Annotated in this window: 11 protein-coding genes and 1 tRNA gene; 6 read left to right on the top strand and 6 right to left on the bottom strand. The window is 48.8% G+C overall.

Annotated features, from left to right (window positions below; genetic code table 11):
* Positions 1–62: 62 nt before the first annotated feature.
* The 5 genes from HYN46_RS12785 to HYN46_RS12765 all read right to left on the bottom strand — a co-directional run bounded on the left by HYN46_RS12785 (position 63) and on the right by HYN46_RS12765 (position 9,165).
* On the bottom strand, positions 63–2,297 hold the full coding sequence (locus HYN46_RS12785) for a fatty acid desaturase (protein WP_228254809.1): 2,235 nt from the start codon (positions 2,295–2,297) through the stop codon (positions 63–65).
* A gap of 11 nt (positions 2,298–2,308) precedes the next feature.
* A complete protein-coding gene (locus HYN46_RS12780; protein ID WP_162818195.1) occupies positions 2,309–2,899 on the bottom strand; it encodes a TetR/AcrR family transcriptional regulator in 591 nt (196 codons plus the stop codon).
* 407 nt (positions 2,900–3,306) lie between these two features.
* A tRNA-Lys gene (locus tag HYN46_RS12775) sits at positions 3,307–3,382 on the bottom strand.
* Between the two features lie 262 nt (positions 3,383–3,644).
* Complete coding sequence (locus tag HYN46_RS12770; RefSeq protein WP_114899735.1) at positions 3,645–5,501, bottom strand: long-chain-acyl-CoA synthetase; 1,857 nt, start codon at positions 5,499–5,501, stop codon at positions 3,645–3,647.
* A 196-nt stretch (positions 5,502–5,697) separates the two neighbouring features.
* Positions 5,698–9,165: an Rne/Rng family ribonuclease gene (locus tag HYN46_RS12765; RefSeq protein WP_114899734.1), complete on the bottom strand. Its 3,468-nt coding sequence runs from the start codon at positions 9,163–9,165 to the stop codon at positions 5,698–5,700.
* Positions 9,166–10,573: 1,408 nt separating this feature from the next.
* Between HYN46_RS12765 and HYN46_RS17505 the strand changes: the two genes are divergently transcribed.
* The 3 genes from HYN46_RS17505 to HYN46_RS12750 all read left to right on the top strand — a co-directional run bounded on the left by HYN46_RS17505 (position 10,574) and on the right by HYN46_RS12750 (position 13,303).
* On the top strand, positions 10,574–11,509 hold the full coding sequence (locus HYN46_RS17505; protein ID WP_228254947.1) for an RluA family pseudouridine synthase: 936 nt from the start codon (positions 10,574–10,576) through the stop codon (positions 11,507–11,509).
* A gap of 120 nt (positions 11,510–11,629) precedes the next feature.
* A complete protein-coding gene (locus tag HYN46_RS12755; RefSeq protein ID WP_114899732.1) occupies positions 11,630–12,319 on the top strand; it encodes an HAD-IA family hydrolase in 690 nt (229 codons plus the stop codon).
* A 252-nt stretch (positions 12,320–12,571) separates the two neighbouring features.
* On the top strand, positions 12,572–13,303 hold the full coding sequence (locus HYN46_RS12750; RefSeq protein ID WP_114899731.1) for a CDGSH iron-sulfur domain-containing protein: 732 nt from the start codon (positions 12,572–12,574) through the stop codon (positions 13,301–13,303).
* Positions 13,304–13,333: 30 nt separating this feature from the next.
* Here the strand turns inward: HYN46_RS12750 and HYN46_RS12745 are convergent, their stop codons facing one another.
* Positions 13,334–13,822 (bottom strand): helix-turn-helix domain-containing protein, encoded by a 489-nt coding sequence (locus HYN46_RS12745; protein WP_114899730.1) that lies wholly within the window; start codon positions 13,820–13,822, stop codon positions 13,334–13,336.
* 277 nt (positions 13,823–14,099) lie between these two features.
* Here HYN46_RS12745 and HYN46_RS12735 point away from each other — a divergent pair, with 277 nt between their 5' ends.
* The 3 genes from HYN46_RS12735 to HYN46_RS12725 all read left to right on the top strand — a co-directional run bounded on the left by HYN46_RS12735 (position 14,100) and on the right by HYN46_RS12725 (position 17,430).
* Positions 14,100–14,564: a lecithin retinol acyltransferase family protein gene (locus HYN46_RS12735; protein ID WP_114899728.1), complete on the top strand. Its 465-nt coding sequence runs from the start codon at positions 14,100–14,102 to the stop codon at positions 14,562–14,564.
* A 157-nt stretch (positions 14,565–14,721) separates the two neighbouring features.
* Positions 14,722–15,996, top strand: a complete 1,275-nt coding sequence (locus HYN46_RS12730; protein ID WP_114899727.1) for an MFS transporter — start codon at positions 14,722–14,724, stop codon at positions 15,994–15,996.
* A 147-nt stretch (positions 15,997–16,143) separates the two neighbouring features.
* Positions 16,144–17,430, top strand: coding sequence for an MFS transporter (locus HYN46_RS12725; RefSeq protein WP_114899726.1), 1,287 nt, complete (start codon positions 16,144–16,146; stop codon positions 17,428–17,430).
* The last annotated feature ends 11 nt before the right edge of the window (positions 17,431–17,441 follow it).

Raw genomic sequence — 17,441 nt, 5'->3', positions numbered from 1 at the left:
TGTTGCCCTAGCGTCCTAAGGCGGGGTTAGCTATATAAATTACTTTTGAGTTCAAAGTCTTGTTACACATCGAGCTCAATATCTGAGCGCGGCATGCTATTGCAAATCGTAATACGGGTCTGCGTGGACTTTCCGATTTCATCTTGGGTTTGACCACTGACTTTGGTGCATACGCATGCTTTACAGAGGCCACGCTCACAACCCGATGGAATCTGAATGCCGACTTGTCGTGCGGCTTCAAGCAGGGTTACATTACTTTCAATCGTGACTTCTTGACCGCTTCGTTTGAAGTGGATGCGATATTGACGACCATCACTGGGTTCTCTTACCAAGGTCGGTGGGGTAAAGCTTTCGGTATGAAAACGTCCTTCGGGTAAACCCAGCGTGATGAGCTGTGTGTTGACGATATCAATAAATCCGGGGGGTGCGCAGACATAAACATCAGCAGTGCAGATATCAGGAATGTACTGTTTTAAAAGCTTGGGAGAGAGTTTCTCTTGGATGAGATCCGTGCGATGCTCGGGTGCACTGTCACAGATCAGATGTACATTCAGGCGTGCCTGTTTTGCCAGTGCGCGAATCTCATCTTCAAAAATAATGGATTCAGGGTTGCGATTAAAATACAGCAACGTGCCTTGGGCATCCGTGTTGTCACGGCGTAGCTTACGCATCATGCTGATGATCGGGGTAATACCGACACCGCCAGCGATGAAGATCGGCAGCTTGGGCAGTTGTTGCACAACAAAGCTGCCATCATTTTGCGGTGTACCGACAAGGGTGATGAACTGACCCGCTTTCACGGTGTCATTGATGAAGTTGGAAACGCGTCCACCTTCCACCCGCTTGACCGTAATATCTAAGGTATCGCTGTCTAGGCTATCACTGGTCAGACTGTATTGACGGACAAATTCCTCTTTACCAATTTTGATCCGCAAGGAGATATACGCCCCAGCATCCCAGACTTGTTCGTCCCAGCCCAGTGGTTTAGCCAGATGAATGCTGAGGGCTTGTCCACCAGCTTCAATGCGTGTAGCCAATACTTCTGCTGGAGCATTGAAATATCGCGTTGTTTGGATATACGTGTAGGGTGATGGCACCTTATAGCGCATACCATGATTCACACGTTTGAATAACTGACGTGGGCGGCGAACGAGGGAGGTCAACGTTTTTTGCTGTTCTTGCTCGCCAGCAGGCACTGCCCATTTGATCAGGCGTTTAATGACATTCGGAATAGCTTCTTCAAAAGGTACGATGTTGTAGGGGAGACCGTGTGCAGCACAGATGGCTTGTACTTGCGGCACAATCTCGCGTTGGCGATTACATGGCAAATCGGGAAATAAGTGGTGTTCAAGATGGGTGCTTAAGCCTCCATAAAACACTTCAAAGTCAGGTGGATTGGGGAAGTCTACTTCCTCATCCAAAATACTCTTTAAATAGCTATCAATAGCACTTGTCGGGATGAAATTCGATGTGGCGAGGAGTTGGCGACGGAAGTATTCATCACGACTTTCACCTGGGCCTGGATCAACAAAGACTTGCACGTTATGGGCATGGTGCTCCAACATAAGCATCAGAATAATCAGGTCATAACCGAGTACGATACCCAGATAGTTACCAACCACTGTATGCAAAAAGCGCGAACCTGCAGCCAAAGGTTCTTGGATGTAATTGCGGCGTGCATGCTTGCCTAAAAGTTTAAATGCACGCTCAAAAGTTTTCAGACCGAGTGCTGGACGCTCTTCTACGCGTGCAGCAGATGATGCTGTATACATACTAAAGAAATAGTTGGGTAAGGCCAATGCACCCAACGCCAAGGGCTGCAGAGCATGGTGACCATACCAGTTTTGACCTGCAAACATCCGGATCATGGAGTAGCCAATATCATGGTCTTTGTCGATGATATTGGTAAAGGGATGATGGTTCTGGTGATGCATGATCTTCCATTCATCAGGATCGGTGATGAAATCCCAGACCCACTGATCTGAATGGAATCGTTTTGCATTAGGCAAATTGTCATAAGTCCCATGCATGATGTTGTGACCAAGCTCTGCGAATTCCAGGAGGGTATGCAGAACAGCCAAAGTTACGCCGCGTTTAAAGGCATCAGGCTTCCCGCCCTTTTGCAGCAGCTCACGGCTGCGTGCTTTGATCGCATTTGAATATGCTGCAATCTTTTCAATGTGATCAATGTCTTCTTGACCTACTTTTGCACGCGTTTCATCGTAGAGCTGTTGTAAGTCATCCGCCAAGCTACGTGTGGTGGCTGGGGTTTGCATTAAATGTGATGAGATATTCATAATGGGGTTCCTCAAGCAGAGGGGAGTTTAAAAAAGGTGTCCATGAGGGGAAGGATCGGATCAGCGCTGCCCCAATAATCATGGGCTTGTTTGCCCAAGGCGAGACGACAGAGTTCACCCATGACGATATGTGCAATTGCCGCACGCGTCAGTTCCGGAGAGTGGCTGGCCTCAGCACCTGCTTGTATGGCGGATTGTGCGAGTAATGCCAACAGTTCTTGCATCATGATTTTTAATTTCGTACTTACGAGCTCAGCAAATATGGCATGTAATATGACTGCAGCAGTCCCATTTTCTTCATTTTCAATTTGCCGCAGAGCTAGGGTTACGCCACGAATCGTTGCTGAATAATCGTTCTGAGTCTTTAGTGAGGCCTGTAATATTCGTTCGCGGGCTTTATTGATCGCGTGTTCATTAACGGCATCTAATAAAATTTGTTTGGATTCGTAATGGTGCAGGATGGAGGCACGGCTCAGACCACACCGTGCTCCAATGTCCTCAAGCCGAGCAGATAAACCACTCTGAGAAAATTCTAAACGGGCGGCATTGATAATCTTTGCAGGCGTATCCGTGTCACCTTCAATTCTTTTGGGTCTAGCCATTTGCCACATTCTTTACATTTAATCAACTTGAAAGTAGATTAAATGTAAGACGATCAATTGTCAATGAAGTAACAATTAGGCATGAGGCAAAATTTACAGGATGAGGACTGCATATAGAGCTAATCAGATGTTTTGACGCACCTTTCTCCAAAAACAGCTTTAGTGCGTTTTTGCAGAGTTGAGGATGCTAAGGAAAAGTATTTTCAGGTGCAGGTTCTTCTTGTATTTGTGGGAAAAGTCTTTAAAAGAGGAAGGTCACATGTCGTGAGCATGTCGTTTGCACGACATGGCGTGATTTGGGCGATAGGTTTTCCGCACATTATTTTCGAACGGAATATATGAGTCCGCCACAAGCATAAAAAAAAGCCTTCGCAATCATGCAAAGGCTTTCTTTAGTATCTTAACACTGGTGGGTCGTGCGGGATTCGAACCTGCGACCAATTGATTAAAAGTCAACTGCTCTACCGACTGAGCTAACGACCCGTTTCAGTGAGCGCACATTCTATCAATTTTTCAGGGAAAGACAACCTAAAATTAACGAGATATGATTCGTTTGAACATAAAAGAGCCATTTTCACTAAAAAAGATGAAAATAACGGGTTTTCTGAACAAATAAAGAGCAATTCTCCGTTTTTTGAGTGGAATGCCTCAAAAGCCATGCTGATCAATCTCTAAGCAAATGATGAAGATAGGCGAAAAAAAGGACAGCTTATGCTGTCCTTGATTTGATCACAGTCTAAAAAAATTAGAAACGATACTGTCCGATCTGGATGCCTTCAAACACTTCTGCAGTGATCGGGGTGTAGCAAGTGGTGCCTGGTAACCAGACCAAAAGAGGGTCGCTGGTTTGGCTTGGATCAAAACCTTCTTTCTTGAGGTTGTTCTTTTGGTACTTGAAGGTGCCTGTGGTTTCCATCTGTGCTTGAACACGGATAAAAATCGGAACCGCATAAGCAGGCATGCTGCCTTTAAAGAAGGTCAACAGTTCGGTGTAGTCGATATTGCTATCAGGTGTGGGAGTGATAGCTGCCATACCTGCACGACCATTGGTGCCCGGAATTTCAACACCGTAAGCCACTGCTTCAGAGATGGCAGGGAAGTCGGAGATACAGTTTTCTACTTCAGTGGTGGAGACGTTCTCACCTTTCCAGCGGTAGGTATCACCCAGACGATCAACAAACTGCGCATGACGGAAACCCAAGTCACGGATTAAGTCACCGGTATTGAAGTAGCGGTCGCCTTTGGTAAAGACATTTTCAAGAATCGTGGCTTTGTTCTTCTCTGGATCGGTATAACCGTCAAAAGGAGAGGATTTAGTGATCTTACCGATCAACAAACCGCTTTCGCCTGTTTTCACTTTGATCATAAAGCCTTTCTTGTTCAAAATCGGCTCATTTTTTTCTTGGTCGTAGCGCACAATCGCATATGGAACTGGTGAGAAACCCACTGTATTTTCAAAGTTGAAAATATTACTAAAGCCCACGTTGCCTTCGCTTGAGCCATAAAGCTCAAAGACTTCCTCTACACCAAAGCGTTTTTTGAAGTCATGCCAGATACTGGCGCGTAGACCATTCCCAACCATTTTGGTGACGCGATGTTTACGGTCTGCGGAATCCATTGGGGAATCCATCAGGTAGCGGCAGAGCTCACCGACATAGCCAATCGCCGAAGCGTTATAGCGGCGTACATCCGACCAGAACTCACGCGCTGAGAATTTACGACGGATCGCAAGGCCACTGGCGCCTGCAATAACTGCAGACCAGCACACAACCATAGCGGTCGCATGATAGAAGGGCAAGGTGACATACATGATGTCATCTTTGTTCAGATTCATGATATGACCGAAGGTGCCGTAGCCTTTCATCCAGCGACCATGCTTAAACACGACCGCTTTTGGTAAACCTGTGGTGCCAGAAGTGTAGATATAAAATAATCCATCCTGATGGAAGACTTCATAGCTGCTCGGTGGGTTGAAGCGAGGTTGGCTCGTCAATTTATCAGCAAGATTTTGGTAGCCTGCCGGTGCTTTGATTTGTGGGTTTGGCTTACGGGTATCGGCGTCGGCCAGCCAGAAGAATTGATCATCTGAGAGTTCTAGCGTTGAGCGCACATCTTTCAGCGGCCCTGTCAGTTCATCACCAACAATAATCATTTTGGGTTTGACCAGATTGATACTGTGGGTCAAGCCTTTACCCGTTTGTGAACAGTTAACGAGTGCAGCAATGGCACCCACTTTGGCACAAGCCAGTGAACACACCAGTAGTTCAGGGCGGTTCTCAATAAAGAGCGTGATGACGTCGCCTTTTTTGATGCCTTGGCTTAAGAAGTAGTGTGCGATGCGATTGGCCCATTCGTTGAACTGGGTATAGGTAAATTGGGTGTCTTTATAATATAACGCAATGCCGTACGGGTTGCTGCGTGTGGCTTTTTCGAATTCTACGCCGAAGCCTGTAGGCTTATTGGGGCGGGAGTCATTGGCGAGGATTAAACCGTGTGCGACATGGGGAAGTTTTTTTATCAGATTGGGAATCCGTTCAGCTACATCGGTAATCGTAATCACATCAGAGTGCGCGGGTTTACGTTTACTTGTGAATAAAGACATAAATGGATTCCTGTAATCAATCTAAACTAATCAATACGCTGTCGCTTCAATTTGAATTTTTGCTGCATACAGCGGTGATGGCTAATAGTGCCAGTAGCATACCTAAACTATTTGGTTTTCGTATTAAGTTTCATAAAGGTATGCTTAAAAAAAACCGACCACTCATTATATCAAGTGATCGGTTGCTTTTTGGGGTTTACTCGACGGCTGGAGCACGTTTTTTTGGAGGACGTCCGCCAGTACGTGGACGACGTGGGCGACCACGGCTGTCCAGATTTGAGTTTTCAGGCTCGTGGGAGTGATCCTCATCTGATCCTTCCGCACTTTCGACGAAGTCATCACCGTCTTCATCATCATGCTCAGCATCAACTTCAACTGCAACAGGTGCTGATTCAGCTTCTGCGACAACTTCTGTAGGGGCAGCAACTGACTCACTGACTGCTGATTCAACGGCTACCGTTTCTGTTGAAACAGCAATGGTTTCTTCAGCGGCAGGGAAGATCAGGTTGGCTTGCAAGCCTGAGCTGGCTACAGGAGCTTCAGCGACTGGTGCTTCTTCCACAACTGCAACTGGTGCGGTCACGACATCTGCAGTGGTCTCTGTAGTCTCAGCAACCACCTCAACCGGTGCTTCAGCCGCAGCAACTTCTGTCGTTTCAGCGACAACGACTACTTCTACGGCTTCGGCTGGCTCAGGGATACCTGCAGCAGCACGCGCTGCGGCTTCGGCGGCCAAACGACGACGCATACGCGGGTCATTGGCTGCGCGTGGGCGGTCAGCGACTGGCGGTGCAATCACTTCAGTGGTCATCGGTGGCAACGACGCTGCTGCAGTAGCAACAACGGGTGCTGCCTCTACTTCAGTCACAACGGGTGCGACTTCTGCAACGACCAGAGGGGCTGTGACGACTGGGCGACCATGCAGTGCTTTTAAGAACGCTTCAACAACGCGACCTTCAGCAAGCAGGGTAGTCCCTTCTGCGCCTAATACGTCAACCACATATTCACCCACTGAACCATGTACAGCGACAGGCTCAAAGTGAACAACAGGTTCAGCAGCGGCAACTGCTGCGACTGGCTCTGGTTGATCCAGACCCAATTCACGGCGACGACGACGTTCACGTGGATCGTTGGCGGCGCGTGGGGCTTCAGCGGCGATGGCTGCAGTCACGTCTTCAGTTGGGCCATTTTCATGGACGCCTTCTGATGGTTCTGCTGCTGCAACCACTTCAGGCACTTCACTAACCAGTGGAGTCGTGCTGGTGGATGCAGAGTCATCCAGACCAAAGACTACGAGATTGCCTGTGCTTTGCTCATCGCCATTGGCAATCACTTGCGTTGCCAGTGGGTTTGCTGCAACTTCTGCAATCGCGGCTGGTGCTGCATTTAGCTCAGCGACTTGGACGTCTGCGGATGCTGCGTTGTCAGCGGATGGTGCAAGTACACTCGCATCACGTTGGCGAGGCCCACGGCTGTTGCGATTGCTATTACGATCACGGCGAGGCGGAACATTACCTGAGTTGTTGGACTCCGGCGCTGCGTTGATGTCGCGTTCGACATTGGCGGCATCGTTTTGGTTCGCGTTTTGACCGTTGTTTTGTCCACCACGGCGGTTGCGATGGCGCGGTGCTGGGGCTTCGTCTCCGAAGGCCGCGTTGTCAACGGGAGGTTGGGCAAACTGTAGGTTGTCGTTTGCGCCGTTATCGACGTTTGTGTTGTTATTGGGATTGTTGTCCCGACCGCGTCGATTGCGGTTGTTTCGGTCTCGCTTTTGGTTGGACCCCCCTTGCGGCTGTGCCGCTGGGGTTTGACCTGCCTGTGCTGTGGGAGTACCCGTCGCATAGGCGTTGGGTTGTACATCCGCAACCGCATGGCGATCACGTGGTGCTGGTGTGGTGACTTCACCGTAAATCCCACGACTGACTGCGCCGCCATTGACTAATTGTTCGATGGCGCTGGCTGCATCATTGCTGCTTGCGGCACCTTGTGGGCGGGCTTGGCGTGGGGTGAACAGGTTTTCAAGCCATGCGAATTGAACGCTGGCAGGTGCTGTTGGTGCAGCAGCTGGTGCTTGAGCAGCGGAAGCGGCGCGATTTTGACGTGCAGGCGCTGGGGCGGCTACTTGACCGGGTTGTTGCCAGTCGGTTTCATAACCGAGGGCTTCATCACGTTCGATCAGCTCGTAGCTTGCTGGTGCATTGCCTTCACGGTTAAAGCTGATGTGATAGTGCGGTGTTTCCAGATGTGGGTGCGGCAAAATGGTAATGCGGCAACGGCTGGTTTGCTCTAAGTAAACGAGAGAGTCGCGTTTTTCATTTAGCAAGAACGCTGCGATTTCAATCGGAACTTGTAGTTGGACTTCGCCTTGACGCTCGCGCAGCGCAATTTCTTCAATCGCACGCATGATCGACAGGGACAATGAACGTAAGTCACGAATCATGCCTGTGCCGTGGCAACGTGGGCAGACGTAACCCGTCGCTTCTTCTAGGGATGGACGTAGACGCTGACGGCTCATTTCAAGCAGACCAAAGCGTGACAGTGAACCGAATTGAATGCGGGCACGGTCGCTTTGGGTGGCTTCTTTCAGACGTGCTTCAACTGCACGTTGGTTACGATCTTTACCCATGTCGATAAAGTCGATAACCACTAGACCGCCCATGTCGCGTAGGCGCAATTGACGCGCAATTTCATCAGCCGCTTCAAGGTTGGTGTTGAGGGCGGTATCTTCAACATCGGCGCCACGTGTGGCTTTAGCAGAGTTGATGTCGATAGAAACCAGCGCTTCAGTTTGATCGATCACGATCGAACCGCCTGATGGCAGCTTCACTTCACGTTGATAAGCGGTTTCGATTTGGCTTTCGATGCCAAAGCTTGCAAACAATGGTTCATTGGCCAAGTGTTTTTTGATTTTATGAATCTGATGCGGCATGACTTGCTGTACGAAGGTATACGCTTCGTTATAAGCCTGTTCATTATCAATCAGGATTTCGCCGATATCATCACGCAAGTAATCACGCACTGCACGGGTAACGACCCCCGCTTCTTGATGGACGAGCATTGGTGATGGGCCAGATTGCGCTAGATTTTGAATTTGTTGCCAAAGACCGAGCAGGTGTTGCAAGTCTTGTTGTAGCTCTTCTTGGCTACGACCAATCCCTGCAGTACGCACGATGACACTCATGGCACGTGGTACTTCGAGTGATGACAGGATTTCTTTCATCTCTTCACGGACAGTGCCCGCGATTTGACGGCTGATACCACCGCCTTTAGGGTTGTTTGGCATTAACACCAAATAACGACCTGCCAGTGAAATGAATGTCGAGAGGGCAGCGCCTTTGTTGCCACGTTCTTCTTTTTCAATTTGAACGAGCAGCTCAGTGCCTTCGGTGATCAATTCACGGATATTGTTGGTTGAGCGAGGATCTTTGTTCAGGTATGAATTGGCGATTTCACGCATCGACAGGAAACCCTGACGCTGGGAACCATATTCAACAAAGACTGCTTCGAGGGAAGGTTCGACGCGTGTGACGCGACCTTTATAGATGTTGGATTTCTTTTGTTCGCGGGTGCGGTTTTCTAAGTCAAAGTCGTAAAGACGGTGACCGTTAATCAGTGCGACGCGAATTTCTTCGGCATGTGTCGCGTTTATCAGCATACGTTTCATTGCAGTGTGACACCTTTATTTGGTGCGACACACACGGCAGACGGTGGTCTCTTGCAAGATCATTCAACAATAATACGTCTAGCAAGTTCTGAAATATTAGCGCGTTAGAAACCAGTCACATGGACTTTTGGTAAAAGCATGTAGTGCAAAAGATTTGGGTGTAAATCCTCATCTTGCTGCATAGTTCTATTCATTACATCAGGCAAAGCCTGATTTGCGCATAAGTCATTCATTCATCTCTTTGCTGCTTAAAGTTGAAGTTCAATTAAACAGCAAAGCAAGTATTTTGGGTGTAGTCAGTATCAACATCAGTGTCTGTGAGTGGAGTGCGGAATGATGCAAGGGGCTTTAGACACTTGTGATTACATGGCTTTGTTGTAAGCAAAAACCATGAAGCGTACTGTGCTCTTCCTTGCCTGTCATCAGGCTAAACCAATCAAGCATCGATGCAAATACAGGCAATCAACCTGTCTGGTGTGCATCGGTTTTATGTGTGGTTCTTTGCCATGCGTCTAAACAATCAGGGCAAAAAGAACCGTTAACCGTGTTGTTACTCTTCACCGTTGATCTATTTACACGGTTGTGTACATAAATCTGTGTCGAAGAGTTAAGCAAGAACGGGTTTTGTCGATATACTAGAAAGCCTCGACGGGGCGTATTTGTCCGGATAGTCATTAGTTGCTTTGGATTTCAAGCAGGCTAGACCGTTTTCCGTGCGCCGACTATAGCAAACCTTTGGCAACAAGCATACATTTTCATGACAACTTCTCGCGCACAAACATCAAAAAAACACCGCTCAGATGCGGAAACCCCGTCAAATGACGATTTCCGTGGTAAAGAGCAACCCGCTTCTGATAAGACTCGGGTGCGATCAACGCACGCCCCATCACGCCGTGCACCGTCTTCATACCCAGCTGACAGCCGTCGCTCAGAAGCTTTTAAACCTAAAAAACGCCCTGCGCGTCCGCAAACCGAGGATTCACGTCCAAGCGAACAGCGCGCTGCGCCATCTGCTGCTGAAAATCGCTTAGAAGCGGGTATTCGGGACAATGAGCGTGCATCTGGCAATCGCCGTGGTGGTTCTGGTGAGTCGCGTGGCCGTCCAGATTCACGTGGTAAGCCGCAATTGCGCTCACGCGCTGGCACCTTTTTAAATCGCAATCAGCAAAACAAGCATCGCGGTCCTGATGCACCGCAGCAACATGAAGAACGCAAACGCATTGATACGCGCTCTAAGCCTGCAGCCGCGTATAACGATGAAGAGGATCCAGAAGATGCGATTTTCGGTAGTGCCGAAACTGCGGTGTATTGGAAGTATCAGCCTGTAGATACCTCTGAGGTGGTTGAAGAGCTGTCTGAAAATGGCACGCCTAAACCGAAAGCGCCTTTTGTCCCCGCCCAAACCAATGTGCCACAAGTCACGTGGTATACCGTGGATGAAGATCATGACGGTCAGCGCCTAGATAACTTCTTAGTTGCACGTCTCAAAGGCGTGCCCAAGACTCGGATCTATCGCTTAATCCGTGAATCGCAAGTCCGCATTAATAAAGGTCGTGTGAAACAGGATACCCGTATCAAAACTGGTGACTTGATTCGTGTTGCGCCGATCCGTATGCGTGAGATTGGCGCGCCGCCAGTCATTGGGCAGAATCTTGCGGATAGCTTACGGGAACGTATCCTTTATGAAGATGAAGGCTTAATCGTCCTGAATAAACCTGCAGGTCTTGCTGTACATGGCGGCAGTGGTGTGGATTTTGGCGTGATCGAAGCGATTCGTCAGACTTTGGGTAAGCCTTATTTAGAGTTGGTGCATCGTTTAGACCGCGAGACTTCGGGATTGCTGATGATTGCCAAGAAGCGTTCAACGCTGAAGGTGCTGCAGGATTATCTGCGCGAAGGCAAAATCCGTAAGACTTACCTTGCTATCGTGAAGGGTGTGGTCACACTCGATAAACAGCGCGTCGATGTGCCACTAGCTAAAATCGAACTGCCTAGCGGTGAGCGCCGAGTTCGTGTGGCGACTGATAAAGACAGTCATGGCAAAGAAAGTCAGACGGATTTTGTGGTCGTTGAACGTTACGCGCATGCCACATTGGTTGAAGCGAGTCCGCTAACTGGTCGTACCCATCAGATCCGTGTGCATGGTTTGTCGATCAACCATCCGCTCTTGGGCGATGACAAGTACGGTCATGAGCGTCCTTATCAAGGTGCTGAAGCACGCCGTTTGTGCTTACACGCTGTGCGTCTGTCTGTTCCTGGCTATCCTTTGTTTGAATCACCAAAGCCAGATGACTTTGTGACGTTGATTGAACAATTGAAGGGTGAAGTGAAAGGGCATCGTTGATCGTATTACGCACGATCATTTCCTTTGCGGCTAACCGCAGAAAAGGTTTGAAATTTTAAATCAAAGTCGCCAAAGCATCATGTCTTTGGCGATTTTATTGGCGATGAGGATGATGAGTGCATGTCTGAGATTGGAACATACCGTTTTAACGATAACCTAAAACTCGCCATCTTTGATTGGGATGGCACCGTGATGGATTCGGTGGGGCAGATTGTGGCGAGTTTACAATCGGTTGGGCGTCATTTTGACATCGATCTACCCGCCGCGGCCGCACAGCACATCATTGGACTGGCGCTGCCTGAAGTCATGCATCGCTTATTCCCCAATCATGCGGATCGTCATGATGAAATGCGTCAGGTCTATGCCAAGCATTACCATACCTACAACAACATCGCGCCTGTGTTTGAAGGGTTAACCGATGTTCTGGATGAATTACGTGCACGCGATATCAAGATTGCTGTAGCAACGGGCAAGAATCGTAACGGTCTGGATCGTGTGCTTGATCAAAGTGGACTGCGTGACTACTTCGTGATGACACGCAGTGCAGATGAAGCTAAATCTAAACCTGATCCGTTGATGTTGACCCATATTCTTGAGGCAACCGGGATCGATGTTGCCGACGCGGTGATGATTGGTGATACCTCATTTGACCTGAAAATGGCGCAAGCCTTGGATATGCCGAGAGTGGGTGTGTTGTGGGGTGCGCATTCGCGTGAAGAGTTGGCAAGCTGCGCACCAACGGCTTTGGTCAGTACCGTAGCTGAGCTAGGGCACGTTTTGGGTAATACTAAAGTCAGTCAAAGCGTTTAAGCTCATTCCGGCAACTCTGCCTATTTGCAAAAGAATCCCTGCTCATGCATTAAGTCGCATGAGCAGGGATTCTTTTTTGTATTTAACCGCCCTATATATAGCTGTTTTGTGAATATCGATCGTTTGTTGATTGACTCCCCGTTAGGAAAAGCCTATTTATTGTGATGAGTGCTGTTGCGTTCATGGGGTGAGCATGCGGTCTGTGACCACCTGTAAACCATTTAAATCAATGTATTTTCAGAGGTGAGTGTCATGACAACAAAGATTGATCATATCGTTCAAATCGGTACTGTGCCTGCACCCGAAGATATCTATATTCAGGTGACTAAAGGCGGACCTTATCTAGTCCACGGCAAGCCGCCAGTCCAGCAAGTGATTATCGAAAAAAATGAAACGGGTAACTCGGGTCGATACGCCGCAGGCAAATCCTTCGAGTCCTCAGAATCAATGGCTTTATGTCGCTGTGGACACAGCAAACATGCGCCTTTTTGCGATGGTTCACATCTTAAAGCCCCTGTTGATTTAACCGAAACGGCCAGTTTTCAGCCCCTTTTGGCGGGCTCTAAAGAATTCGACGGACCCACACAACTGCTAACCGACAACGAGTCTTATTGTGCCTTTTCACGCTTCTGCGATAACGGCCATCAAGTCTGGGGTGAGGTTCAGATGAAAGGGGAGCAGCATGAGCGGCTGACCGAATTCATGGTTCATAACTGCGCTGGTGGTCGCTTGTTGGTCTGGGATCGAGAAACGCAGCAACCGATTGAAAGCAAAGAAACCATCGGGATTCATCCCATTGAAGATCCGGCTATCGGTTGTAGTGGACCGCTGATGGTACGTGGTGGAGTTCGTGTGGAAAGTGCGGATGGACAGTCATATGAGATTCGCAATCGACAAGCCCTGTGTCGCTGTGGCCAGTCGTCAAATAAACCTTTTTGCGATGGCACCCATGCTTCTTTTAAGTATCACGATGGGATTGCTTGATTTATTGCATGCGAATCATCAATAGCTCTCTTATTTCTTCTTATTTTTACCCGCGCTGGGTGTGATACTTGGCGCGATTTCATCTGTAATCAGTCCTGCCGATTCAAAGATGACATTGCCAATCAACGGCCAGAGACCCGTGCCTGTCACTTCCATGACAAACGTGCCTTTGCTGTCCTTACCGCTTTTACCTTTTAAGGCATCTGCAAGTTTGACTTGTTTCTTTTTGCTGAGTTTATGTAGGCTGACCACCACGCCTTTACGCGCTAGAAGGTCACGTTTTTCTTCGACCAAGGCCAAAAAACCACTCGGCTTTAAATCCATGCCATGACAAATCGAAAAGAGCTGTTCAATCGTCAGTGAGCTTTCACCATTCTCAATCCGCGACCAAGATGAGTTGCCAATATCTAGAAAATGCGCGGCTTCCGTCTGCGATAAATCCCGTTCAATCCGTCGCTTGGCGAGCAGAGAGCCAATGAGGGCAGGGACGCTCGTATATAAGTCTAGCTCTGCGGTCATGGATCGGACTCACTGGTCATTATCTGTTAAATCCTAGCATACCTTAAATTTCAGAAATTGTGTCTAGTGGGCATTGTCCGTTTTTTACAAAAATTGCATAAAACGGGAAACATGTGATTGACGCAACTCTTGTGTTAGGCGTAATATGCGGACGTTAATTGACCAGATGGTTTTTTGGACACCATTTGTTTGTTGAGCATTTTTTTGAGGTGGCAGCGCCTTTGTTTGTTGAGCATTTTTTTGAGGTGGCAGCGCCTTTGTTTGTTGGAGATAGCGTGTGAGCAAGTCAGTCAGCCTCGGTGATCATGTCGTCACCCCAAGAATGGGTTTTACCCATCATGGCATCTATATCGGTGATCAACGCGTCATGCATTATGCGGGCTTTATCGATGGTTTCGCAGTAAAAGGCCCTGTTGCGATTACTTCGCTTGAACGTTTTGATAACGGCTTTGGCTTTTGGGTGCAAGAGCATGACCGCAAGTTCGACCGAGCAGAGAGCGTTGAGCGCGCCTATAGCCGCTTGGGCGAAGACGACTATCACATCTTGTTTAATAACTGCGAGCACTTTGTCAGTTGGTGCATCTCAGGCGTGCACTCCAGTGCACAAATCAAAAAACTCACCTTCAATGCTGCTGCCATTAGCTTTGCGACGCTTGAAGGGATTGGTAATTTGGCCTCCAAAGTAGCGGCAGGCTGGCGCGCAGTTCAGGAAGCACGCCATTTGGCACGTGTGCAATCCTAATCACCTCATTATAAAAAAAGATGTTTCGATAGATCGCCTGCGCATGGCGATCTAATCCGTTTACATCCCTTAACACTCGGTTAAAAATCGACTAGACTACGCCTCTTCTAAATTCGCTTTAGTTCTTTCAATAAATCCAAAATATGAGCAATCATTGATGTCTCAATCCCATGCGCTCTCCAAAACCAACTCACCGGCTCAAGTCCTTTTTGCTAGTCTGATTGGTACCACGATTGAGTTTTTTGACTTTTATATCTATGCCACGGCAGCGGTATTGGTTTTTCCTAAACTCTTTTTCCCTGCAGGCGATGCGACTTCCGCAACCTTGCAGTCCCTAGCGACTTTTGCCCTCGCGTTTTTTGCGCGTCCGATTGGCTCAGCAGTCTTTGGTCATTTTGGTGACCGGATTGGTCGCAAAGCCACACTGGTCGCGGCACTGCTGACCATGGGGATCTCGACCGTCATCATTGGCTTACTGCCAACCTACGCGTCGATTGGGGTGCTGGCACCATTGCTGTTGGCGCTCTGCCGCTTTGGTCAGGGTCTGGGCTTGGGCGGGGAGTGGGGTGGTGCGGTATTGCTCGCCACTGAAAATGCGCCTGCGGGTAAACGCGCATGGTACGGCATGTTTCCACAATTGGGTGCGCCAATTGGATTTCTGTGCTCCACCGGTTTATTTTTGCTATTGACTCAATCGTTAACCGAAGCGCAGTTCTTTGATTTTGGCTGGCGTATTCCGTTTCTGGCCAGTAGCTTATTGGTCTTGGTCGGTCTATATGTACGTTTGACCTTGCATGAAACCCCAGCATTTAAAAAAGCGATTGAAAACAACGAACGCGTCAAACTGCCGATAGGCACGGTGTTGTCTCAGCATGGCGGTAAAGTGTTGGTCGGTACATTCGCAGCGCTGGCTACTTTCGTATTGTTTTATCTCATGACTGTGTTTGCACTTAGCTGGGGGACCAGCGCACTGCACTACACCCGTAAGGACTTCCTGATCCTGCAAATGGGCGGTGTGTTGTTCTTTGGTCTGGCGATTCCAGTTTCTGCACTGCTTGCTGATCGTTTTAGTTCACGCACCATGCTGATTGCGGCAACGATTGCGATTATTGTTTTTGGTCTGTGTTTTGCACCACTGTTTACGGCAAGTAGCTCATTTGAAGTGCTCGCATTCCTGGCAATTGGTCTAAGCCTCATGGGTTTAACCTATGGGCCACTCGGCACTGCGCTGTCAGAGCTTTTCCCGACAGCCGTTCGCTATACTGGCGCATCGCTTGCATTTAACTTGGCCGGTATTGTCGGTGCATCACTGGCACCGTATATCGCCACGTGGTTAGCGGGTCACTACGGCTTGGCTTATGTTGGTTATTATTTGGCTGCTGCGGGAGTGCTGACATTAGCAGCACTGCTGATGATCAAGAAAGCGGACTAACTCGTAAACGGGCAATTCCCTCAAGGACGATGTATGGGGCGTACATGGATGTACGCCTAATCTGGATTTTTAGCAAAGGCTGAGAAAAACGTTTATAACACGTGTGGTGTTCTATCATTTTGAATTAAAGCGCAAAGGGGATGACTTATGACGACAACACGTACGGATATATCTGCCCACTCTTCCGCTAATTCGCCCGCTCAAGTCCTCTTTGCCAGTCTGATTGGCACCACCATCGAATTCTTTGACTTCTATATCTTCGCCACTGCTGCGGTATTGGTTTTCCCCAAGTTGTTTTTCCCTGCGGGTGATCCCACCACAGCGGCGTTGCAGTCGTTTGCCACCTTTGCCTTAGCCTTTATTGCACGCCCGATTGGCTCTGCGGTGTTTGGTCACTTTGGCGATCGAGTAGGACGTAAAGTCACTTTGGTTGCAGCCTTGCTGACCATGGGACTCTCAACGGTCATCATCGGTTTACTCCCGACTTATGCATCCATCGGTATCCTTGCACCTTTGTTACTGGCCTTATGTCGCTTTGGTCAGGGCTTGGGGCTGGGCGGAGAGTGGGGCGGGGCAGTCTTGCTCGCCACCGAAAATGCACCGCAAGGCAAACGGGCGTGGTACGGCATGTTTCCACAAATGGGTGCCCCGCTCGGCTTCCTATGCTCCACGGGAATATTTTTAATCCTGAGCAAGACGCTGACTGATGCCCAGTTCTTTGACTATGGCTGGCGCATTCCATTTTTGCTCAGTAGCGTGTTGGTTGTGGTCGGTCTCTATGTCCGCTTGAAGTTGACTGAAACCCCAGAATTCCAAAAGGCGATTGCTAATAATGAACGCGTCAAGCTGCCGATCAGTACGGTGTTTAAAGAGTATGGCGGTCGGGTACTTCTTGGGACCTTTGTCGCGCTGGCAGGTTTTGTGTTGATCTATTTGATCGTGATCTTCACCTTAAGTTGGGGCACCACCGCCTTACATTTTGCTCGCAAAGACTTCTTAGTCTTGCAGATGATCGCCATTTTATTCTTTTGCTTGACCATCCCATTGTCTGCGCTTCTTTCTGATCGCTATAGTCCGCGCACCGTATTGATTGCTGTGACGCTTGCTATCCTTGCATTTGGACTGGGCTTTGAGCCGCTGTTTGCCACGACTGATGCGGGGGCAATGCTCGTGTGCCTCAGTATTGGTTCGGTGCTTCTAGGGTTTACTTATGGACCATTAGGCACTGCACTTGCCGAGTTATTCCCCACACCTGTGCGCTATACGGGTTCGTCATTGGCGTTTAACTTTGCAGGGATTCTGGGTGCATCGCTTGCGCCGTATATCGCGACATGGTTGGCGGGGCATTATGGGTTGGCCTATGTCGGCTTTTATTTATCAACGGCGGCATTGATCACGCTGATTGCGTTGTTGATGATGAAAAAAACAGCTTGAATTGCATATGT

The sequence above is a fragment of the Aquirhabdus parva genome (assembly GCF_003351745.1).
Taxonomy (GTDB): domain Bacteria; phylum Pseudomonadota; class Gammaproteobacteria; order Pseudomonadales; family Moraxellaceae; genus Aquirhabdus; species Aquirhabdus parva.
The sequence above is the reverse complement of the archived record's forward strand: the minus strand, read 5'-3'. Positions and strand labels throughout refer to the sequence as shown.